This is a genomic window from Arenibacter echinorum (assembly GCF_003259375.1).
Lineage (GTDB): Bacteria > Bacteroidota > Bacteroidia > Flavobacteriales > Flavobacteriaceae > Arenibacter > Arenibacter echinorum.
The window spans coordinates 531,178-551,456 of sequence record NZ_QLLN01000002.1; the positions used below are offsets into that span (position 1 = coordinate 531,178).

The following is a 20,279-nucleotide window of genomic DNA, read 5'->3' on the forward strand; positions in this document are numbered from 1 at the left end:
GAACAGATGAAAGAGATAATTAAAAAACGGGTACTTATTCCCATTATCGCTATTACATTACTTATTGCAGGAAGTAGTTTTAAGGGCGATTTTTTTGAGATTGCCAAACAGATCGAAATTTTTACAACCCTTTTCAAAGAGTTGAACATGAACTACGTGGATGAAACCAATCCTGCGGAATTAATGGATACTGCCATTAAAAACATGTTGGAAGATCTGGATCCCTATACCAAATTCCTTAATGAGCAAGACGTTGAATCCTTTAAAATAAACAATGCAGGTGAATATTCAGGTATTGGTGCCGTGGTTCGTAGTTACAAGGATAAAGTAGTTATTGTTGAACCTTACAAAGGTTATCCCGCTGATAAGGCGGGACTTAAGGCCGGGGATGAAATCATTAAGATCGGTGATATTGCCATAGCGGATATACAGGATGATGCCGACGAACTTTTAAAAGGAGCCAATAACACCAGTGTGGGCATTACTTATGTTAGGCAGGGAGAAACCAAGTCTACAACGGTGAACAGGGAATCTATAGAAGTAGATGCCGTTCCCTATTACAAGATGATCAAGGAGAACACCGGTTATATTGTTTTGTCAAAATTCAATAAAAAAGCTTCTGAACAGACAAAGGAAGCTCTCCTAAGCTTAAAAAATGATGGCGCCAAAAAAATTATTTTGGACCTAAGGGATAATCCCGGTGGCCTATTGACCGAGGCCATCAATGTAACCAATCTTTTTATTCCAAAAGGGGAACTTGTGGTAACCACCAAATCCAAGGTAAAAAAATTTAACAGGGAATATAAGACTACCAACCAACCTGTAGATACAGAAATACCCTTGGTTGTATTGGTCAATGGTAGAAGTGCCTCGGCCAGTGAAATTGTCTCTGGAAGTCTACAGGATTTGGACCGCGCCGTTATAGTAGGTGCAAGGAGTTTTGGAAAGGGATTGGTACAACGCCCTTTAAAACTTACTTATGGTACCCAATTAAAAGTAACCATATCCAGATATTATACAGCGTCGGGTAGGTGTATACAATCCTTGGATTATTGGAATAGGGATGAGAATGGAAACGCAGTCAAAAATACTCAGTTTAGGGATTTTAAAACCAAAAATGGGCGAAAAGTCCAAGATGGTGGAGGTGTTTTGCCAGATATAGAAATTGCTGCTGCCAAAACCAATACCCTTACCCAGGCCCTATTATCCGATAATGTTATTTTTGACTACGCCACCGATTTCTATTATAACAACACCGTGGAAAATGTATTGGACTTCAGTTATAAGGATAGTGATTTTGCTTCTTTCAAAAATTATGTCTCCAAAAGTAGTTTTAATTTTGAGACCAAGGCCGAAAAAGCACTAAAAGAGGCCATGTCGGGCGAGGACAGCACTATATTTGGCAACGAGGTAACAGATCAGTATAAATCGCTATTGTTGGAGATGGATAAAAATAAATTGATGGCTTTGGATAAATACAAAGCTGAAATCCAGAAGAATTTGGAGGATGAAATTCTTAAACGCTATTTCTACAGGGAAGGTCTTTATGATTACCATTTACAAAATGACGAAGCCATTATGACCGCCACCGTTCTATTGAACGATAATGGCAAATACATGAATATTCTGAAATAAGGAAATTCCGACCAAATAGTGCCTCGGTATTAAACTACTATATCTTAAAATAAACCTTCTTCTGATCCAAGAAATAGGTTAAATACCAAAACATGAATAGAACAAATATGGAGTTGATAATCCATATTAGATATTCATCCATACCTAAAGGCGCTAAAAGTCCTTCGGTAAAAATATGCCCAAAATCTCTAAACCATTGAGATCCTACAGTTTCGGCAAACAAATAAATAAATATGGAGTTGGTTCCCACAACGGAAAAAATCTTCAACCATTTGTTCTTATGGTCCCTAATATCTATCCACCAGTAAAACAAAGCCAAGGCCAGCAAGGCCCATCCCCCCGAAGCCAAGGTAAATGAGGTAGTCGCAATTCTTTTAATAATAGGGGTTATTCCCAGTAGATCCATCCCGTAGCCCAAAAAAAGTAGTGCCGCTCCCCACATTAATAAGGGATTTAACTTCTCTTTGGCGGATTTATTGGAAAGTAACATTTGTCCACAAATTACACCCATCACTGTGTGTACCGCAGTTGGCAAAAAGTTGATGAAAACCCAGCCTCCACCGTTAATTTTACCCATTACCAACATATCTACCCACGACCCAAAACTCTGCCCTTGATTGTATGGGTCCTGTGGATTATAAACCCGATAGAGAATCTCGGTAAGTATCAAAATTCCAAGGCAAATAAGAATCTGTGTACGGTGCGGAAGGTTCATTATAGCATAGGCCATAAGAATAGTAAAGGCCAATTGAACCAAAACGTTCCAGAGTTCCCAAACCAATGCATGACTATACACACAGTGCAGCAATACCCCAAAACTAAAAAGCAAAAAACATCTTCTTAAAATATGTTGGGTAGCTGCCTTTCTACTTCCCATAGCCAAGCGTTTTTTTAGTGAAAATGGCATGGCTACCCCCACTATAAACATAAAAAAAGGCTGTATAAGATCCCAAAACCGCAAACCGTTCCAGGGATGATGGTGCAACTGTTCCGCCAATGGGTGTAAAACCGCATTGTTTTCAGTATAGAGCCCAAAGCTACGATGAAATCCTGCGGCCTCCGCAATTAGTAAAAACATGGTTAATCCTCGAAATACGTCAAGGGAAAATAACCTTTTGGAAAGGTTGGTGGCTTGGTTGGTCATTTTGTACGTGGTTGATTATTTGGTAATAACAATGTAGTGATTTTCTTTGGACATTCATAAAATATTATGAATGGATGCAAATTATCCAATCCATCTTAATGGGCAACTTGGTTTTCATAAACAAAAAGTACCGACCTTATGGCACCCTAGCCATTACCGTTCTATATTTTTTAATTACTTTTCTCCTTTATAAAGATCAAAAGGATGAAGAACAAATTTTACTTCCTAATAGCCTTATGTGTTTTTCTTTGTCTGGGATACAAACCTAAAGAACCTAAAATATTAATCATAGGCGACTCTATTTCCATAGGTTATTTTTCAAAGGTAAAAGAAGCACTGGCCACCAAGGCAATAGTTATGCACAATCCTGGCAACGCTCAACATACAGGGACAGGATTGGAGAAAATCAAAGATTGGATAGGTAAAGAAGATTGGGATATTATCCAATTCAATTGGGGATTATGGGATCTTTGTTACCGACATCCAGATTCCAAAGTCTACGGAAATAGAGATAAAATTAAGGGTACCTTAACCAATGATCTGAAAACCTATAGACAAAATCTGGAAGAGTTGGTGAGTATCCTCAAAACCAGTACCTCAGCTAAATTGATATTTGTAACCACTACCTATGTTCCTCTTAATGAAGTAGGTAGATTTTCTAAGGACGTTGCCATATACAATGCAATTGCAAAGTCCGTAATGAAAAAAAATAGTGTTATAATTAACGATATCTACAAAAAATCCATTGCCATCCACCACAAAAATGGTTTGGGGGATCAAGACGTTCATTATAACAAGGAGGGATATAAAGAACTTGGCGAGCTTATTATTCCTGTGCTCAACAAAACCTTGAAAGAGTTATAGTGTAAATACATATGCTTTTCTAAAGTCTAATCCACTCGCCTTTTATGGGGTTTGTATCAATTAGGGAAAGAAAGATTGTATCCCAGTCCAAAATATTAGTTCATAGTACACAAAGAAATAACGCTTTAATACTTAAAAATTAATTAATTTAAGCGATAAAACCACCGCCAATGTCGCTTAAAGCCACAAAGCATTTATCGTTAATAATCATAGCGGCCATTTGTTTAATAAGTTGCCACCTTGATAATTCCACCAAAACGGACATTTATAGATACACTACTTGGACCTCCTATTTGGGTGGGCCAGATCGCAACCATTTTTCCACTCTATCACAAATTACCTTGGACAACGTTGTCCAACTCAAGATGGCCTGGTCCTACTCTGCTCCTGATAGTGGTCAAATGCAAATGAACCCTATAGTAGTGGATACCATTTTGTACGGGGTTACGGCAGCTTTACGGGCAGTGGCATTGAACGCTGGAACTGGGAAGGAGATATGGAGATTTGGAGATTCATTACAACTTACAAATTCCACTAGCAGGGGCGTAGCGTATTGGGCAAAAGATGATGATAAACGTATTCTCTTTACCCAGGGCTCCAATCTTTTTGCCCTAAATGCCATAACAGGTACGCCTATTTCTTCCTTCGGGGAAAATGGAAAAATCGATCTCCACTCCGGATTACCAACTAGCGCAAGGGATAAATTTGTAGTCTCGAACACTCCTGGAACCATTTACAGGGATTTAATTGTAATGCCTATCCGGCTCTCGGAAGGCAGTGGTGCCGCACCGGGAGATATCATGGCTTTTAATGTAATAACGGGCCAATTGGAATGGGCCTTCCACACCATACCATATCCCGGAGAACCTGGTAACGACACATGGGAAGATCCGGATAGCTATAAAAGCGACACCGTTGGCGCCGCCAACAACTGGGCAGGTATGGCCCTGGATGAAGCAACAGGAATCCTATACGTGCCTACAGGTTCCGCAGCGCCGGATTTTTATGGTGGCGACAGAAAAGGTAGTAATCTTTATGCCAATTCTTTATTGGCTTTAGACGCACAAACAGGAAAACTGCTTTGGCATTATCAATTTACCCATCACGACTTATGGGATAGAGATCCACCGGCACCCCCTAACCTTTTGACCGTAACCAGAGCTGGGGGAAAAATTCCCGCAGTGGCACAAGTAACCAAGCAGGGGTATGTTTTTCTTTTTAACAGGATAACGGGAGAGCCTTTGTTTGATATTGAGGAAATACCGGTACCTCCATCCACTTTGGAAGGAGAAAAAGCATGGGCAACCCAACCTTTTCCTTCCAAGCCCAAACCATTTGCAAGACAATCCAATTTGTTGACCGAAAAAGACCTTAGTCCCTACGCGGAAAACAAGGAAGAATTATTGGCCCTTTTCAGTAAGGCGGACAAAAAAATCTATGCCCCGCCCAGTCTGGATCCTGTGCTTCTTCTTCCTGGGTACGATGGTGCTGCAGAATGGGGAGGTGCCGCTGCCGATCCCGAAGATGGCATTTTGTACGTAAATTCCAATGAAATGGCCTGGTTCCTTCAAATGGACAAAGATACCTTAAAAACCAACTTGGCTCCAGGGGAATATGCCTATAACAAATATTGCGTTGTATGCCATCAAAAAGACCGTAAGGGTAATGTGGCAAGTGGATATCCTTCGTTAACGAAGCTAAAATCGACCCATGATAAAGAGGCCCTTGCCCTGACCATAAAAAAAGGAAAAGGCATGATGACAGGTTTTCCTGAAATTGAAAAAAAGGAAATGGAAGCTTTGATACAATTTTTATTTGGGGAAGAGATTCCTCAAATTGTTGCCGAGAACAAAACAAAAACTATAAAATCAACTTATAAACACAAGGGATATAAAAAGTTCCTAGACAGCAATGGACTGCCTGCCATATCCCCGCCATGGGGTACATTGCATGCAATAGACCTAAATTCCGGTGATTACCTATGGTCCAAACCGTTTGGAGAAACAATGAGCCTGAAAGAAAAGGGATTTCCTCAGACAGGTTCAGAAAACTATGGCGGTGCAGTAGTTACCGAAAACGGACTTTTGTTTATTGGTGCCACAAAAGACGGATATTTTAGAGCTTTTAATAAAAAGAATGGGGAGCTTCTTTGGGAATACAAACTTCCCGCTGCAGCATTTGCAACGCCCGCCATGTATGAAGTAAATGGCAAACAGTATATTGCCATAGCCTGTGGCGGCGAAAAATTAGGTACTGAAAAAGGGAATAGGATTATTGCCTTTTCTCTTGAATAAAGAAATTATATACATAAAGAAAATGAACAAACTTAAAACACTTGTTGTAGGTTGTGGAAATATGGGTGTTTCCCATGCCAGAGCCTATCACCAACTCTCGGAATTTGAAATTGTTGGACTGGTAAGCCGTAAACCGGAAAGTAGGGAGAAATTATCCAAGGAATTGGGAGGATTGCCTACCTATGATAATTTTGACACCGCCCTGAGGCACTCAAAACCGGATGTGGTATCCATAAACACCTATCCGGACACCCATGCCGATTATGTTAGAAAAAGTCTTAAGGCAGGCGCACATGTATTCGTAGAAAAACCACTTGCCCTAACGGTAGAAGAGGCCGAGGAACTAGTGGCTTTGGCAAAGGAAAAAAACAGAAAAATGGTGGTCGGATATATTCTTAGGGTACATCCGTCGTGGACCAAGTTTGTGGAAGTTGCCCGTACCCTTGGCAAGCCCTTGGTAATGCGCATGAACTTAAACCAACAAAGTTCGGGGGACAAATGGTATACCCATAAGCAACTAATGAATTCCATGTCCCCAATAGTAGATTGCGGCGTTCATTATGTGGATATTATGTGTTTAATGACCCAATCCATTCCAATTAGTGTCAGTGCCATTGGAGCCAATTTGAGCAAAGAAATTGATCCCAAAATGTACAACTATGGTCAATTACAAGTGCGTTTTAAAGACGGATCCGTAGGATGGTACGAAGCCGGATGGGGACCTATGATGAGCGAAACAGCAGTGTTTATAAAGGATGTAATTGGCCCAAAAGGAGCTGTTTCCATTTCGGACAAACCCAAAGATAGTTCCCAAGATATAGAGGGACATACAAAAACAGGAAGTCTACAACTCCATTACAGCGAATTGACCAAGGACGGGGATTTTGTAAAAAAAGACGACTTTATAAAAACCGAAGATGAGCCGGATCATGACGGACTTTGTCTACTGGAACAGAAGTTCTTGTTGAACGCCATTAAGAACGATGATGATTTATCATCACATTTAAAGGATGCCATTAATAGTCTAAAAATTGTCTTGGCTGCCGATGAGTCTGTACGAACCGGAAAAACTATTGAGCTCTAATTAAATTGTTTAAAAATTCCAAAGTTCTTAATATTCATAACATTTAGTTATATTTATTTCCCTTTTACCTTAAATTCAAGGCTTTAGGTATTGACTTTGAACTATATAAATACCAACCAATAAAAACAAGTTTTGACCCCCCCACAGAGGTCTAAAAATTTGTAAAATCATTATGAAGGAACAACTTATTATTGAAAAAATTGAACTATTCAAAGTCCCGCCAAGGTGGCTGTTTGTTAAGGTGACCACCAAGGAAGGTATTATTGGTTGGGGCGAACCTGTTGTGGAAGGTAAGGCAGATACTGTGGCCGCCTGCGTAATGGAACTTCAGCAGTATATCATTGGCAAGTCGGCCTCAAATATTGAAGACATATGGCAAATACTCTACCGTGGAGGGTTTTATAGAGGGGGTCCCATCCTTATGAGCGCCCTTTCCGGTATTGATCAGGCACTTTGGGATATAAAGGGGAAATTTCTTGGTGTTCCTGTCTACGATCTATTGGGCGGGGCAGTGCGCCATAAAATGAAAATGTACTGCTGGATCGGCGGAGATCATCCAGAGGTTTTATTGGAACAGGCGCACGAAAAGGTAAAGGCCGGTTTCCAAGCGGTAAAAATGAACGCTACCGGGGGTATGGATTGGATTTCTACATTGAAAGATGTAAAACAGGTGTCCAACAACATTAGATTATTAAGAGAGGAGTTCGGGACCGATTTGGATATAGGACTCGACTTTCATGGCCGTGTACATAAAGGCATGGTAAAAAGGCTTATAGACGAGCTAGCTCCTTATGAACCTATGTTTATTGAAGAACCCGTACTTAGCGAAAACAATGACGCCTTAAAGCATATTTATGCCTACACCAGCATCCCTATTGCCACAGGGGAAAGAATGTTCTCCCGTTGGGATTTTAAGAAAATTCTGGAAGAAGGGGTGGTGGATATTATTCAGCCCGACCTTAGTCACGCTGGAGGCATTTCCGAGGTAAGGCGCATTGCTACAATGGCCGAAGCCTATGATGTAGCTTTGGCCCCCCATTGTCCGTTGGGGCCTATATCCTTGGCTTCCGCATTACATGTCGACTTTGTTTCCGCCAATGCCTTTATTCAGGAAAACAGTATAGGTATCCATTATAATCAAGGTTTCGACCTATTGGACTATGTTCTTAATCCTGAAATTTTTGATATCAAGGATGGTTATATTGATCTATTTCAGAAACCAGGATTGGGGGTTGAAATGAATGAAGAAAAATTAAGGGAAGGTCATAAAATTGGCCATAATTGGTCCAACCCCATATGGCGCGGACCCGATGGAAACTTTACCGAATGGTAAAATTATAACCGAATAATACCAATAACCAACCAAAAAACCATGAGTTACCTTATAGCCTTAGTACTTTCCCTTGCCCTATTGATTGTGGGTATTATCAAATTTAAAGTGCATCCCTTTTTTGTCCTTCTTTTCTCTGCCATAGCCTACGGCTTTATGACGGGAATGGATATAGAATCCATAATCAATTCCATAAATAACGGATTTGGGGATATCATGGGTAAAATTGGGCTTATAATCCTGTTTGGAGTTACCATTGGCAAGGTTTTAGAAAAATCCGGCGGAGCCTTTGTTATTGCCTCCAAAATTTTACAACTAATAGGTGCAAAATCCATTCATTTGGCCATGTTGCTAACTGGTTATATCCTATCCATCCCCGTATTTGCGGACAGTGCATTGCTGATAATGAACCCTTTAAACAAGGTGCTCTCCTCCAAGGCAGGTGTTTCCTTTGCAGGTACCACCGCGGCCCTGGCATTGGGATTAACCGCTTCGCATACCATGGTGCCACCTACCCCAGGGCCTATTGCTGCAGCCGGTATTTTAGGGGCAGATTTGGGAAGTGTTATGATATGGGGCTTATTGATCAGTAGTATTTCACTAATTGCCTGTTATTTCTTTGCCACCAAATTTGCATCACGAATCAATATTCCTATAACGCTCGAAGCTGTGACAACACAACAGGAGCAACCGGCCCTATGGAAATCCTTATTGGCCATAGTAATTCCTATTGTACTCATTATCCTTAAGTCGGTCATGGATTATCCGGAATTTACCTTTGAACCCTCACCGGTAAAGACAGTTATTTCATTCATGGGCACGCCCGTAATTGCTCTTTTGATCGGCGTTTTATTGTCCCTTGTATTGCCCAAAAAATTGGACGAAAAGATTTTCTCCTCCACAGGTTGGTTTGGAGAATCCTTAAGGGAGGCGGCCCCCATAATTTTTATTACTGGAGCTGGAGGAATTTTTGGTAAAATGTTACAGAATTCAGGAATTGCAGATACCATCACCTCAGAATTTACCGGAATGGAATTGGGCCTGTTCCTGCCTTTTCTTTTGGCTGCCTGTCTTAAGACCACCCAGGGCTCGTCCACAGTGGCCTTGGTAACCACAGCTTCCATCATAGCCCCATTAATGCCTGCTTTGGGTCTTAACGACCCCTTTATGGCCACAATGACTGTTTTGTCTATAGGTGCAGGTGCTTCTGTAGTATCGCACGTAAACGACAGTTTCTTTTGGGTACTTACACAACTTACCGGAATGAACGTAAAACAAGGCTATCAGATCCAATCGGCCGGGACCTTTGTCCTAGGTGCCACCGCAATGACCGTCATCACTATCATCGTTAAAATAATGCACTAAAATGAAAAAAATAACAGCAATTATTGTAGGCTCGGCCCTTTTATTAGGGGCATGTAAGGAATCGAATAAAAAAACCATAGCCGTTGAAGCCAACCCTTCTCCCATGTCTATAGAGATTTTGGATGCAGAAGCCCTACAGATTATAGATCCGAAATCTAAAATTGAAATCCTTGCCAGTGGTTTCGCCTGGACCGAGGGGCCACTATGGATCAAAGACGGCAATTATTTATTATTTTCGGATATCCCCAACAATAAAGTCTATAAGTTGGACCCAAAAAATAACGATACGGTCACCTACTTGCATCACTCCGGGTTTTCAGGAACCGATTTTACAGGGGAAGAACCGGGCTCTAATGGACTTTTGCTAAATAAAGATGGGGAGTTGGTGCTCATGCAACACGGGAATCGTCAAGTAGCCAAAATGAATGCACCGTTAAGTTCTCCTTCATCCGACTTTACTACCCTAGTTGATTCCTATATGGGCAAGAAATTGAACAGCCCCAATGATGCCACATTCGATAATAATGGCAACCTCTATTTTACGGATCCACCCTATGGACTGCCAAAAAGAATGGATGATGAAGGCAAAGAATTGGATTTTCAAGGAATTTATTGCCTAATGACTAACGGAGAATTAATACTGCTCGACTCTATTTCCCGTCCTAACGGAATAGGAATATCCCCGGATGGTAATGTCCTTTACGTAGCAAATTCAGATCCGGAACATGCTGCTTGGTACCAATATAAACTTCCGGAGCCTGGAAAGGTAAACGATAAAAAGCTCTTTTATGAGGTAACAGAACTAATTGGTAAAGAAGGTCAACAAGGTTTGCCAGACGGATTAAAAATAAACAGCAATGGAATCTTATTTGCCACAGGACCGGGCGGGGTATGGATATTTAATCCCAAAGGAAAAGCCTTGGCCAGAATCCATACGGGACAGGCTACGGCCAATTGTGCTTTTGATACCGAAGAGAAAAGACTTTATATCACTGCGGACGACTTTGTAATGGCTGTGGACCTAAAATAAGCTTGGGTCAGTCCTTAAAAACAGGGGTTTTGGCAAGCTCTATCAATCCATCCTTAGGTTCCTTGAGATAACGATTGGAGCGTAAATATCTATTAAGGTTGTACTCGTCAAAATTTGGGGCATCTTTGTCCACACTGCTTATATGTACTCTTCCGGCAGAATGGATGAATTCGTTATTACCTATCCACATCCCTACATGGATGACACGTTCCTTGGTGGTATCTGTTGCCGGTTTTCCAAAAAACAATAAATCTCCCGGCTCCAACTTATCAAAATCCTTAACCGCATCTATCTCCTTGCCCGTATGTATTTGCTGGGAAGCGTCCCTTGGTAAAACAATGCCGTTTAAAAAATAAATAGTTTTGGTAAAACCACTACAGTCTACTCCTTTGGTAGAGGTACCCCCCCATAAATATGGTACGCCCATTAAAGTTTTGGAAGTATTTACCAAGGATTCCTGACCGGGATCCAATGCCGCCAACCAAGATTCATAATTCATAGATTCTGTTTTGGTAACATAAGCCTTTCTTCCATCTGGAAAAGCCACATAATAAAAATCCTTTTCTTCTCCTATTCGTTCCAAAACACCTCCTGCAACCATATCGGAAATAACTTGGCTATCTTTATTAGGTTCGGTGTAAGAATGACCTATAGTATTGGTGTATATAACTTTAGGAGTAGATTTCCACTGCGTAAACTTTTCTTTTGATAATGGCTTTATACCTCCCCTATCTACCCAGGACAAATATTTATCCGGAGTCTGAATCAAATACCAGTCATCTTCTTCCTTAAAAATCTTCACAGGAGTCCCCAAAGTAGCCTGGGTAACCAATTCCGATGAATGTGCCGGTTTACCACGTAAATTGGCTACGGATATCGTAATAAGACCTTGGGTAAAACCATTTAAATTGGATCTAGGCAATAATTGAATGCTATCTATATAGGTTATTTTTTGCTCATCCAGCTTTTGCTTAAAGCTGGCAACGGCCTCGGGTAGGTTGGACTCTCCCTTTAGAATAGTTTCATTACCCTTCCTAACATATTCCATATCAAACAGGGCTACCCTTTTGTCCGGGGCAAATTCCTGTTTTACGTCTTCAATTATTGTATTGATGGTAAGCTCATCCTTATCAACCTTTTGTTCACAGGATATGAATAGAATAACTAATGTAATTAGTATAAAGTTTATTCCTTTTCGGCAGCGATTCATTAAAAAAATCTATGATTGTTAATACAAAATCTTATTTGGAACTTGGAAAATTATAAAAATTTAAGGAATACGGGGCAGCGCAGTTACAAAATTTAATTTATTCCCCGGTTTTTAGGTACTGGTATCTCAAAAGAAATCTAATAAAACATAGTGCAACAAAATGGGGACCTTACTCAAATTACTATTCCCTATACCAATTAAAACATCCACATTAAATGGCAATTATCTTGAATTAAATTAGATTCGTTTCCTTAATGTCCACTAATTTGTTAAAATACACTTAAATAACTGTTAATCAGCGTATTTATTTGCTTTTAATCGAATTTTTTTATACATTACAATTATGATAAAAATTGAAAAATCAGCAAACGAGGAGTTCCTAAAGAAGTCCATTTCCCACTTGGAAGCGCACGGTTTTGAAAAAATCAAGGCGGATATTGAAGGTTATGATTGTCCAAAATCCTATTTAAAAAGAGGCAGCGACACCAAAATTACCCCGGATATTGTAGCCTTGAAAAATGGCAAAAAATATTATTTCGAGATTAGTTTAAAATCCGAAAGACCATTATTATTGAAATCCAAATGGTTGTTTTTGGATACCTTAAGCCGAATGAATTCCAATCGTTTCAAAATTATCACCACTAAAGGACACTATAAATTTACCGATAATATGTTGGAGGATATCAATTTAAGTGATAAAACACCTATCAAAATATAAATTAGAATACTAATAATATATACACTGAGAGCTGTAAAATACAGCTCTTTTTTTATGGTTTAAATTTCGCAAAATAAAGGATTTATACTCAATAAGGCTATTCCTTGATCATTCCAACATGGGGTATACCATCCTCCAAATACTCTTCACCAACTACCTTAAACCCAAGGGAAGTGTAAAACTTGGTCAAATATTTCTGGGCAGAAATATGTATGAGAGTAGTTCCAAAATTTTTAAATATTGTTTCTATGGATGCCTCCATTATTTCCAAGCCATATCCATATTGACGTTCAGATTTTCGTACCACGACCCTACCAATACTTGCCTCCTTAAAGTAGTCCCCTTGTTTAAAAACTCTGGTATAAGCTACAATTTTATTGTTCTTATACCCAATTATATGAAGGGCAAGCTGATCTTTATAGTCTATATCCTGGTACACACAATCTTGTTCCACTACAAATACTTCACTACGCAATTGTAGCACATCATATAACTGCTGTATATCAAGTTCCTGGAATCTTTTTATTTCAGTTCTCATACTTTATATATCAACAATAATATAAGTAGCCTTCAATTTTAAAAAATTAGATAGTTTAATCAACAGCTAAATTTCGGGATTACAAAATACAGCCTCATCATTTATTTAAGAACCCGGAAAAAAGAATGCTACATAATACACCCTATAACTATTTGGTAATGAAGTAATTATTTTAATTACAGGGAATTTTCTCTATTCTTCTTTCATGGCGACCACCTTCAAAAGAAGTGTTCAAAAATGTTTTCACCATTTCCAATGCCTGTGGTAAGGAAATAAATCTGGCAGGCAAACTTAATATATTGGCATCATTATGCTCCTTGGCCAATTTTACTATTTCGATTGTCCAACATAAAGCGGCCCTAATTTTTTGATGTTTGTTGGCTGTCATTGATACTCCATTGCCACTGCCACAAATAATAATACCCAAATCTGCATTTCCTTCCTCCACTTCAATGGCTACAGGATGTACAAAATCCGCATAATCAACACTGTCAGATCCATCGGTACCATGATTTATTACTTCTATACCCATAGATTTCAACAATCCAATAATGGCAAGTTTATATTCAGTACCAGCATGATCATTACCAATTGCTATTTTCATTGTTCAAGGATGGTTATTAATGAATTAAGTAAAATAAAAATTATACCAAATAAGTAGTTCTATTCACACAAATGTACAAATACCTATGGTTTCACCACAGAAACTGGGTTATTAACAACATAAATTTTAATAAAACCGAAAAGCATTGTTATTTAGTCGTTTAGTGATAATTACTCATTGTTAACAAACTACTTATAAAAAGTAAATATTAAATTTTTATTATCCGCCTTAATTTTGCTTTACAAAATGTTATCGTAAAAGAATAATTTACTTCTTACATTCTTATAGAAAGATATTAAATAATTAATAGAAGTAATTAACACTCGCGTAACATTAACTTTTCAATAATTTTATGTTCATATGGGTTGTCAACAAATATTAATAACCCATTTAAAGGCTTGATTTATAATCTTTACTCTCTGTATAAATTGTCAATAAACTTATTTAATGGTTTAAAGCAAGTTTAAAGGTAAATATTTATATCCACTATAAACAAGCCATCATAATCACCATTTTATTTTAAATTTTAGAAAAAAGAAAACATATATATAATATAAATGTTGATAACAATATTTATTAAAGAAGAAGGAAACTTAAAATTGGAATCTAAAGACAATGGATTATAATTCGTAATTTTCCAAAAATAAAAGTGTTAATGTCAAAGAATAACAAGAGAAACAAAAATCAAAGAAAAAACGAAATAACCAGAGGTATTTTTACGGTTCTTGAAAAAGAGCCGGAAAAATCTTTTAATTATAAGCAAATTGCTGCTAAAATAGGAGTTGTAGAGGCAAATGATAGAAACACTCTGATCAAGAGATTGGTGGAATTAAAAGAAAAGAAAAGAATATTGGAAGAAGGAAGAGGTTCGTACAAAGCTGTAGCTTCTACTAAGACGTACCATACCGGTACCGTAGATATTACAGGAAGAGGAAATGCTTACATTGTAGTTGAAGGTTTGGATGATGATGTTTTTGTTCCGTTCAATAAATTAAAAAAAGCTTTTCACAGAGATGTTGTAGAAGTATATATTTTTCCTAGAAGAAAAGGAAAAAAATTAGAAGGGGAAATTACAAAAGTCGTTTCACGTGATAAGACTTCTTTTGTTGGTATCGTAGATATGCAAAAGGATTTTGCTTTTGTGCGCCCTACAGATTACAGAATGTATACGGATATTTTCGTAGCAAAGAATAAATATTCAACGGCCGAGGATGGAGACAAGGTAATTGTAGAAATAAATGAATGGCCAGATAATGCGGATTCTCCTTTTGGAACCATAACTCAAGTATTGGGGAAACCAGGGGAACATAATACAGAAATACATTCTATATTAGCCCAATATGGTTTGCCATATGAGTTTCCAGTGGAAGTAGATATGTTTGCCAATACATTGGATACCAGTATAAAACAGGAAGAAATAGCTAAAAGAAGGGATCTTAGGGAAACTTTGACTTTTACTATTGATCCCAAGGATGCCAAAGATTTTGATGATGCCCTTTCCTTTAGGATATTGGAAAATGGTAATTATGAAATTGGAATTCATATTGCAGATGTGTCCCATTATTTAATACCGGATACTATCCTTGATGATGAAGCCTATGATAGGGCAACTTCTGTTTATTTGGTGGACCGTGTTGTACCCATGTTACCAGAGGTATTATCCAATAACGCCTGTTCCCTTCGTCCTAATGAGGAAAAATATACCTTTTCTGCCATTTTTGAAATTGATGGAAAAGCGGCTATAAAGAATGAATGGTTTGGACGTACCGTAATTAATTCCGATCAGAGATTTGCCTATGAAGAGGCACAACATATTATAGAGACCGGGAAAGGTTCAATTCCTTTGGAGATATCCATAAGGGACGGTGCTTATACTGTTAGCGATGAGGTTGTTGATGCTACTTTGACCATGGACCGACTTGCCAAGATAATGAGGGATAAACGTATGCAACAGGGAGCCATATCTTTCGATAAAATTGAGGTACGTTTTAATCTTAACGAAAAAATGGAACCTGAAGGAGTTTATTTTAAGGAATCCAAGGATGCCAATAAGCTTATAGAGGAGTTTATGCTACTGGCCAATAGAAGGGTGGCACAATTTATAGGAAAGCAAAAACCGGTTAAGCCTTTTGTTTATAGGGTACATGATGAGCCTAATGAGGATAAATTAATGGCTCTTAACGGGATAATATCACGTTTTGGACATAAGCTGGACTTTAAGGATAAAAAGTCTATAAGTAATTCCTTGAACCAACTATTGGAGGATGTAAAAGGGAAAAAGGAACAGAACCTAGTGGATACTCTGGCCATACGAAGTATGAGCAAGGCAATTTACACAGTGGACAATATTGGTCATTATGGTTTGGCCTTTGATTATTATACGCATTTTACCTCGCCAATTAGAAGGTACCCGGATGTAATGGTACATAGGTTATTACAGCATTATTTGGACGGGGGGGAAACTCCAAAGGCAGAACCTTATGAAATAAAATGTAAGCATTCTTCTGATATGGAAAGTTTGGCTGCAAATGCAGAGCGCGATTCCATAAAATATATGCAGATAAAATTTATGGAAGATCACCAGGATCAAGAGTTTGTAGGTGTAATTTCCGGGGTTACCGAATGGGGACTTTATGTAGAGATCATTGAGAATAAGTGCGAAGGAATGGTGAGAATTAGGGATATAAAGGATGATTATTATACCTTTGACGAAAAGGAGTACGCTATAGTTGGTGAAAAAACCAAGAAAACCTATCAATTGGGAGATGAAGTTATTGTAATGGTTAAGAGTACAGATTTAATAAAGCGCCATTTGGATTTTTCCTTAATTGGAAAAAACGCCTAAATTTTTGTTTTGGAACGGAATTTGTTTAACTCAAGGAGGTAACTCTATAAGTTTAAAAAAAAGTGTTGCCATTGCATAAATGTGTTTTACGGATTTAGTCCGCAAAAAATGTTTATTGGTTAATTATAATTAGCCAATAAACTATAGCTCTAAGAAAATGGATCAGAAATTAATAGTAATGCTTTTGTTACTGGTTGCCACCCAATCACTGAGGTCGCAAAATGAAAAGGTAACTCAGAATTTACAACCGTTCAAAGAAGTTAAGGCTTTTGATGGATTGTCCGTGAACCTTATAAAATCCGATGTTAACAAGGCTGTGATTACTGGTGCCAATACTGGCAATGTTGCTATTGTAAACAATGATGGAGTGCTTAAGATTAGAATGGAAGTAACTAAACTATTCAGCGGCTATAGAACTTTCGTGGATGTCCATTATACTGAAAAACTTGTTGTTATTGATACTAATGAGGATGCGAGGATTTCTTCCAAAGAGCCTATAAGACAGGATATTTTGGAATTAAAGGCTCAGGAAGGTGGAGAGTTGATCATCAGTGCCCAAGTAGACCAAATGCTTATAAAAAGTGTTACTGGAGGAATTATTTCTGCTTCGGGTTCTTCCAATATTCAAGATGTTCAAATAAATACAGGAGGTGTCTACAAGGGTAAGGATTTCAAAACTAAATTTAGTACAATCAATGTAAATGCTGGTTCTAGGGCAGAAGTGTTTGCAAGTGATTATGTAAAGGCCGCAGTAAAGGCTGGTGGAGAGGTTATGGTTTATGGCAATCCTGCCAAAATGGAAGAAAAAACGGTTTTTGGAGGAAAGATTACCAGAATGTAAGTAATAAAATTTTATGATCGAGGATATTCAGGCAGCTATTCCATTAGGCTTATTGTTGAGCTTTATGATAGGGCCTGTTTTTTTTGTACTTCTCGAAACCAGTGCTATTAAAGGATTTAGGGCCGCACTGTGTTTTGATGTTGGTGTAATTGTTGCCGACGTTGTTTTTATTTCTTTAGCCTATTTTAGCAGTTTTCAGTTGTTGGAAAATCTTAGCAATCATCCTGGACTTTATGTTTTTGGAGGTACCATTTTATTGGTTTATGGGCTCACCAATGTATTTAAGAAAGAGTCTGTTAAACATGAAACCAAAATAAGGATAACGAAAGGTGATTATTTAAGTTTGTGTGTCAAGGGATTCTTGCTGAACTTTATAAATATTGGCGTTTTGGTATTTTGGTTGGGTATTATTATTGTTGTAGGGCCTAGTCTGGATAATGATCCCAAGAGAATAATACTTTTCTTCTCCGCTATGATCGGGGCCTATTTTGTTACTGATATCTTTAAAATATTATTGGCCAAACAATTGCGTAAAAAATTAACCAAAAGGCGAATTCTTTTGGTTAAAAAAGGCATTGGGATAGTCCTTGTTATTTGTGGATTGGTTTTGATAATAAAAGGCTTTCTCCCCAAAGATCAATTAAATATAGAAAAGGGAATAGAACTTATAAAGTAGTAAAATAAAGATACTTAGAAGTGAGTATTGAGAATCTAGACCCTGAAACATAGAAGGTTGCATAACAACCTGGCCCATTTGTATAAGAGTAGATAACCTATAAAAAAATATAGGAATTTATTTACATAGACACTACGTTAAGATAAACTGTTTTTTGTCAAACAAATATAAATTGCACTCATAACCGATTAAAAAAGAAGTTATGAAAATCATGTCTTGGCAAATTTTTATGATCGTATTATTGCTTGGTATTGTTTATCTCCTATACCGTGTTTTAAGGAAATGGTTTAATAAATCCAAGGTATTGATACTTTGTTTAGTCTCTTTTTCCTAATTGTTTTTATCCTGCGAGACTGAAAATGAACACGTTTTAAAATGCAATGACACGATAGGCAACAAGGAAACCTTGAACAAATTTATCTTGTAGAAATTGGGATCAAACTTTCCAATCAAGGATGAATCCCTCAATTATTGAATAAGCGCAACTAATGGTTATGATTTTAGGATGTATTTTCTTTACAGAACAAAAAAACCTTCATCTGTAAAGATGAAGGTTTTGGAGGCATCGAGCGGATTCGAACCGCTGTACAAGCTTTTGCAGAGCTCTGCCTAGCCACTCGGCCACAATGCCTTTTTGCAGTGCAAAGGTAATACTTTTTTTATGTTTCAAAAATTAAAAGCTTTATCTTTTGGATTTAAGTATTATGGTTACTTCTTGGACATCCCCACCAATTGGGGGGTTGATTTTTGAGACCGCAACTTTTACTTTTTTAGCTATGGGTATTTCGACAAATATTCTATTTAGAATGCGTTGTGCCACATGTTCCAATAGTTTGGAAGGAATAGACATTTCTTCCTTTACGATATAATTTATATGTACGTAATCAACCGTTTTCGAAAGTTCATCGGTTTGTGATGCCTTTTTTAAATCGGCATCTACTTCAACATTTACTTGGTAATTACTTCCAATAATAGTCTCTTCCTTAAGACAACCATGATTGGCATAGACTTTTATATTGCTTACCCTTACTTTCCCCAACACATTAATAATTTGTACAAAATTAAATCAATCTAAACTTAAAAGAATGGATTTTAGAAATATTTTAGGGTTGCAATTATTAAAGGCATGGTATTAGTAGGTACATCTGCAATTGCTTATACCTTGGAATAGGTCTACTCCAATAGTTACCACGTGGGTACCTGTACTATAGCCTAATATTTCGTTAAGTATGATCTGATAGGAATATCCGAAATAGAAATTGCTTTTTTTAAGTCCGGCCAAAGGAGCTATGTATAGTGGCCGTCCTATTTGGTCATTTAAAAAACGGTAGGTAACACCTGCATAATAGTAATCCTCAAAATCGTACCATCTAAATTTTAGGTTTAAATCCGCTTCGGATCTGCCGTCACTTTCAAATATTTTGTATAAAAGGGATGGTTCTATTTCCATATTGCTGTTTCTGGATTTTTTATATCGGTATCCAGTATAGGCATAGAAATTTCTAAGTTTGTTGGGTTCATAGATGGGATCGAAAATATATACATCCTTGTTGATAACGTTGGAGGCATTTACACTGAAATAAAAGGAATTTTTTCGGTACAAAAGACCAACATCAAAGTTATGGTTGGAAGTGGATCTGTCATCGGTTACGCCTGGATCAAAACCGGCATCTATAAATTCTTCTACATCCAATCTAAATTGATTAAAATTATAGGAGATACCAAAGGATAAAAATTCGTCCTCGTAACGGTCCAGAGTTAAATGGTGGGCAAAGGATATACGTGCACCTTGTTGTTTGGTATAGCCATTGGAATCGTTGTATAGAAATAAACCTATTCCCGATTTTTCCCCTAACCTCATATCGGCTGCAAGGGATTGGGTCCTAGGAGCATCCTTAATACCAACCCATTGCGCAAGTCCGTTCAACCTAATTTTCACGTGGTCACCAATACCTGCGTATGTTGGGGAAAGTACAAAGGGATTGTCTGCCAAATATTGTGAAAGCTGGGGCGAATTAAGTTCTTGGGCACGAGTGATCAAGGTACTTAAAAGTAGCACAAAGATTAATAGTTTACTGCGCATTGTTTATTAGGTTAAGTT

General features: G+C 37.9%; 17 protein-coding genes and 1 tRNA gene. 11 read left to right on the forward strand and 7 right to left on the reverse strand.

The genetic code is table 11. The features are described from left to right. The first annotated feature begins 6 nt into the window (after positions 1-6). A complete protein-coding gene (locus LV92_RS06090) occupies positions 7-1,635 on the forward strand; it encodes a S41 family peptidase (protein WP_111622749.1) in 1,629 nt (542 codons plus the stop codon). Positions 1,636-1,672: 37 nt separating this feature from the next. Here LV92_RS06090 and LV92_RS06095 read toward each other — a convergent pair whose 3' ends face one another. Beyond that, complete coding sequence (locus tag LV92_RS06095) at positions 1,673-2,779, reverse strand: acyltransferase family protein (protein WP_111622750.1); 1,107 nt, start codon at positions 2,777-2,779, stop codon at positions 1,673-1,675. Positions 2,780-2,983: 204 nt separating this feature from the next. Here LV92_RS06095 and LV92_RS06100 point away from each other — a divergent pair, with 204 nt between their 5' ends. From LV92_RS06100 to LV92_RS06125, 6 genes are all read left to right on the forward strand, one after another. Then, positions 2,984-3,643 (forward strand): SGNH/GDSL hydrolase family protein, encoded by a 660-nt coding sequence (locus LV92_RS06100; protein WP_111622751.1) that lies wholly within the window; start codon positions 2,984-2,986, stop codon positions 3,641-3,643. A 170-nt stretch (positions 3,644-3,813) separates the two neighbouring features. After that, on the forward strand, positions 3,814-5,937 hold the full coding sequence (locus tag LV92_RS06105; protein ID WP_111622752.1) for a pyrroloquinoline quinone-dependent dehydrogenase: 2,124 nt from the start codon (positions 3,814-3,816) through the stop codon (positions 5,935-5,937). Positions 5,938-5,959: 22 nt separating this feature from the next. Next, positions 5,960-7,021: a Gfo/Idh/MocA family protein gene (locus tag LV92_RS06110; RefSeq protein ID WP_111622982.1), complete on the forward strand. Its 1,062-nt coding sequence runs from the start codon at positions 5,960-5,962 to the stop codon at positions 7,019-7,021. Between the two features lie 172 nt (positions 7,022-7,193). Continuing rightward, entirely contained in the window at positions 7,194-8,354 is a 1,161-nt protein-coding gene (gene dgoD / locus LV92_RS06115; RefSeq protein ID WP_111622753.1) for a galactonate dehydratase, read from the forward strand. A gap of 39 nt (positions 8,355-8,393) precedes the next feature. Next, positions 8,394-9,716, forward strand: a complete 1,323-nt coding sequence (locus LV92_RS06120) for a GntP family permease (protein WP_111622754.1) — start codon at positions 8,394-8,396, stop codon at positions 9,714-9,716. Between the two features lies 1 nt (position 9,717). Continuing rightward, a complete protein-coding gene (locus tag LV92_RS06125) occupies positions 9,718-10,746 on the forward strand; it encodes an SMP-30/gluconolactonase/LRE family protein (protein WP_111622755.1) in 1,029 nt (342 codons plus the stop codon). A 7-nt stretch (positions 10,747-10,753) separates the two neighbouring features. On the opposite strand, the gene LV92_RS06130 is transcribed toward LV92_RS06125, so the two are convergent. Continuing rightward, positions 10,754-11,956 (reverse strand): SH3 domain-containing C40 family peptidase, encoded by a 1,203-nt coding sequence (locus LV92_RS06130; RefSeq protein WP_111622756.1) that lies wholly within the window; start codon positions 11,954-11,956, stop codon positions 10,754-10,756. Between the two features lie 343 nt (positions 11,957-12,299). Here LV92_RS06130 and LV92_RS06135 point away from each other — a divergent pair, with 343 nt between their 5' ends. Further along, positions 12,300-12,674 (forward strand): hypothetical protein, encoded by a 375-nt coding sequence (locus tag LV92_RS06135; protein ID WP_111622757.1) that lies wholly within the window; start codon positions 12,300-12,302, stop codon positions 12,672-12,674. A 97-nt stretch (positions 12,675-12,771) separates the two neighbouring features. On the opposite strand, the gene LV92_RS06140 is transcribed toward LV92_RS06135, so the two are convergent. Then, complete coding sequence (locus LV92_RS06140; protein ID WP_111622758.1) at positions 12,772-13,212, reverse strand: GNAT family N-acetyltransferase; 441 nt, start codon at positions 13,210-13,212, stop codon at positions 12,772-12,774. A 172-nt stretch (positions 13,213-13,384) separates the two neighbouring features. Then, entirely contained in the window at positions 13,385-13,816 is a 432-nt protein-coding gene (locus tag LV92_RS06145) for an RpiB/LacA/LacB family sugar-phosphate isomerase (protein ID WP_111622759.1), read from the reverse strand. Between the two features lie 655 nt (positions 13,817-14,471). On the opposite strand from LV92_RS06145, the gene rnr reads away from it, so the two are divergent. From rnr to LV92_RS06160, 3 genes are all read left to right on the forward strand, one after another. Then, entirely contained in the window at positions 14,472-16,661 is a 2,190-nt protein-coding gene (rnr, locus tag LV92_RS06150; protein WP_111622760.1) for a ribonuclease R, read from the forward strand. Positions 16,662-16,818: 157 nt separating this feature from the next. After that, positions 16,819-17,502, forward strand: coding sequence for a head GIN domain-containing protein (locus LV92_RS06155; RefSeq protein ID WP_111622761.1), 684 nt, complete (start codon positions 16,819-16,821; stop codon positions 17,500-17,502). A gap of 13 nt (positions 17,503-17,515) precedes the next feature. After that, positions 17,516-18,178 (forward strand): LysE family translocator, encoded by a 663-nt coding sequence (locus LV92_RS06160; protein ID WP_111622762.1) that lies wholly within the window; start codon positions 17,516-17,518, stop codon positions 18,176-18,178. 557 nt (positions 18,179-18,735) lie between these two features. Here LV92_RS06160 and LV92_RS06165 read toward each other — a convergent pair. The 3 genes from LV92_RS06165 to LV92_RS06175 all read right to left on the reverse strand — a co-directional run bounded on the left by LV92_RS06165 (position 18,736) and on the right by LV92_RS06175 (position 20,261). Then, a tRNA-Cys gene (locus tag LV92_RS06165) sits at positions 18,736-18,809 on the reverse strand. A gap of 51 nt (positions 18,810-18,860) precedes the next feature. Then, positions 18,861-19,217 carry a dihydroneopterin aldolase gene (folB, locus tag LV92_RS06170; RefSeq protein WP_111622983.1) on the reverse strand — a complete coding sequence of 119 codons (357 nt, stop codon included), beginning with the start codon at positions 19,215-19,217 and terminating at the stop codon, positions 18,861-18,863. A 93-nt stretch (positions 19,218-19,310) separates the two neighbouring features. After that, positions 19,311-20,261: a PorP/SprF family type IX secretion system membrane protein gene (locus LV92_RS06175; protein WP_111622763.1), complete on the reverse strand. Its 951-nt coding sequence runs from the start codon at positions 20,259-20,261 to the stop codon at positions 19,311-19,313. Between the last annotated feature and the right edge of the window lie 18 nt (positions 20,262-20,279).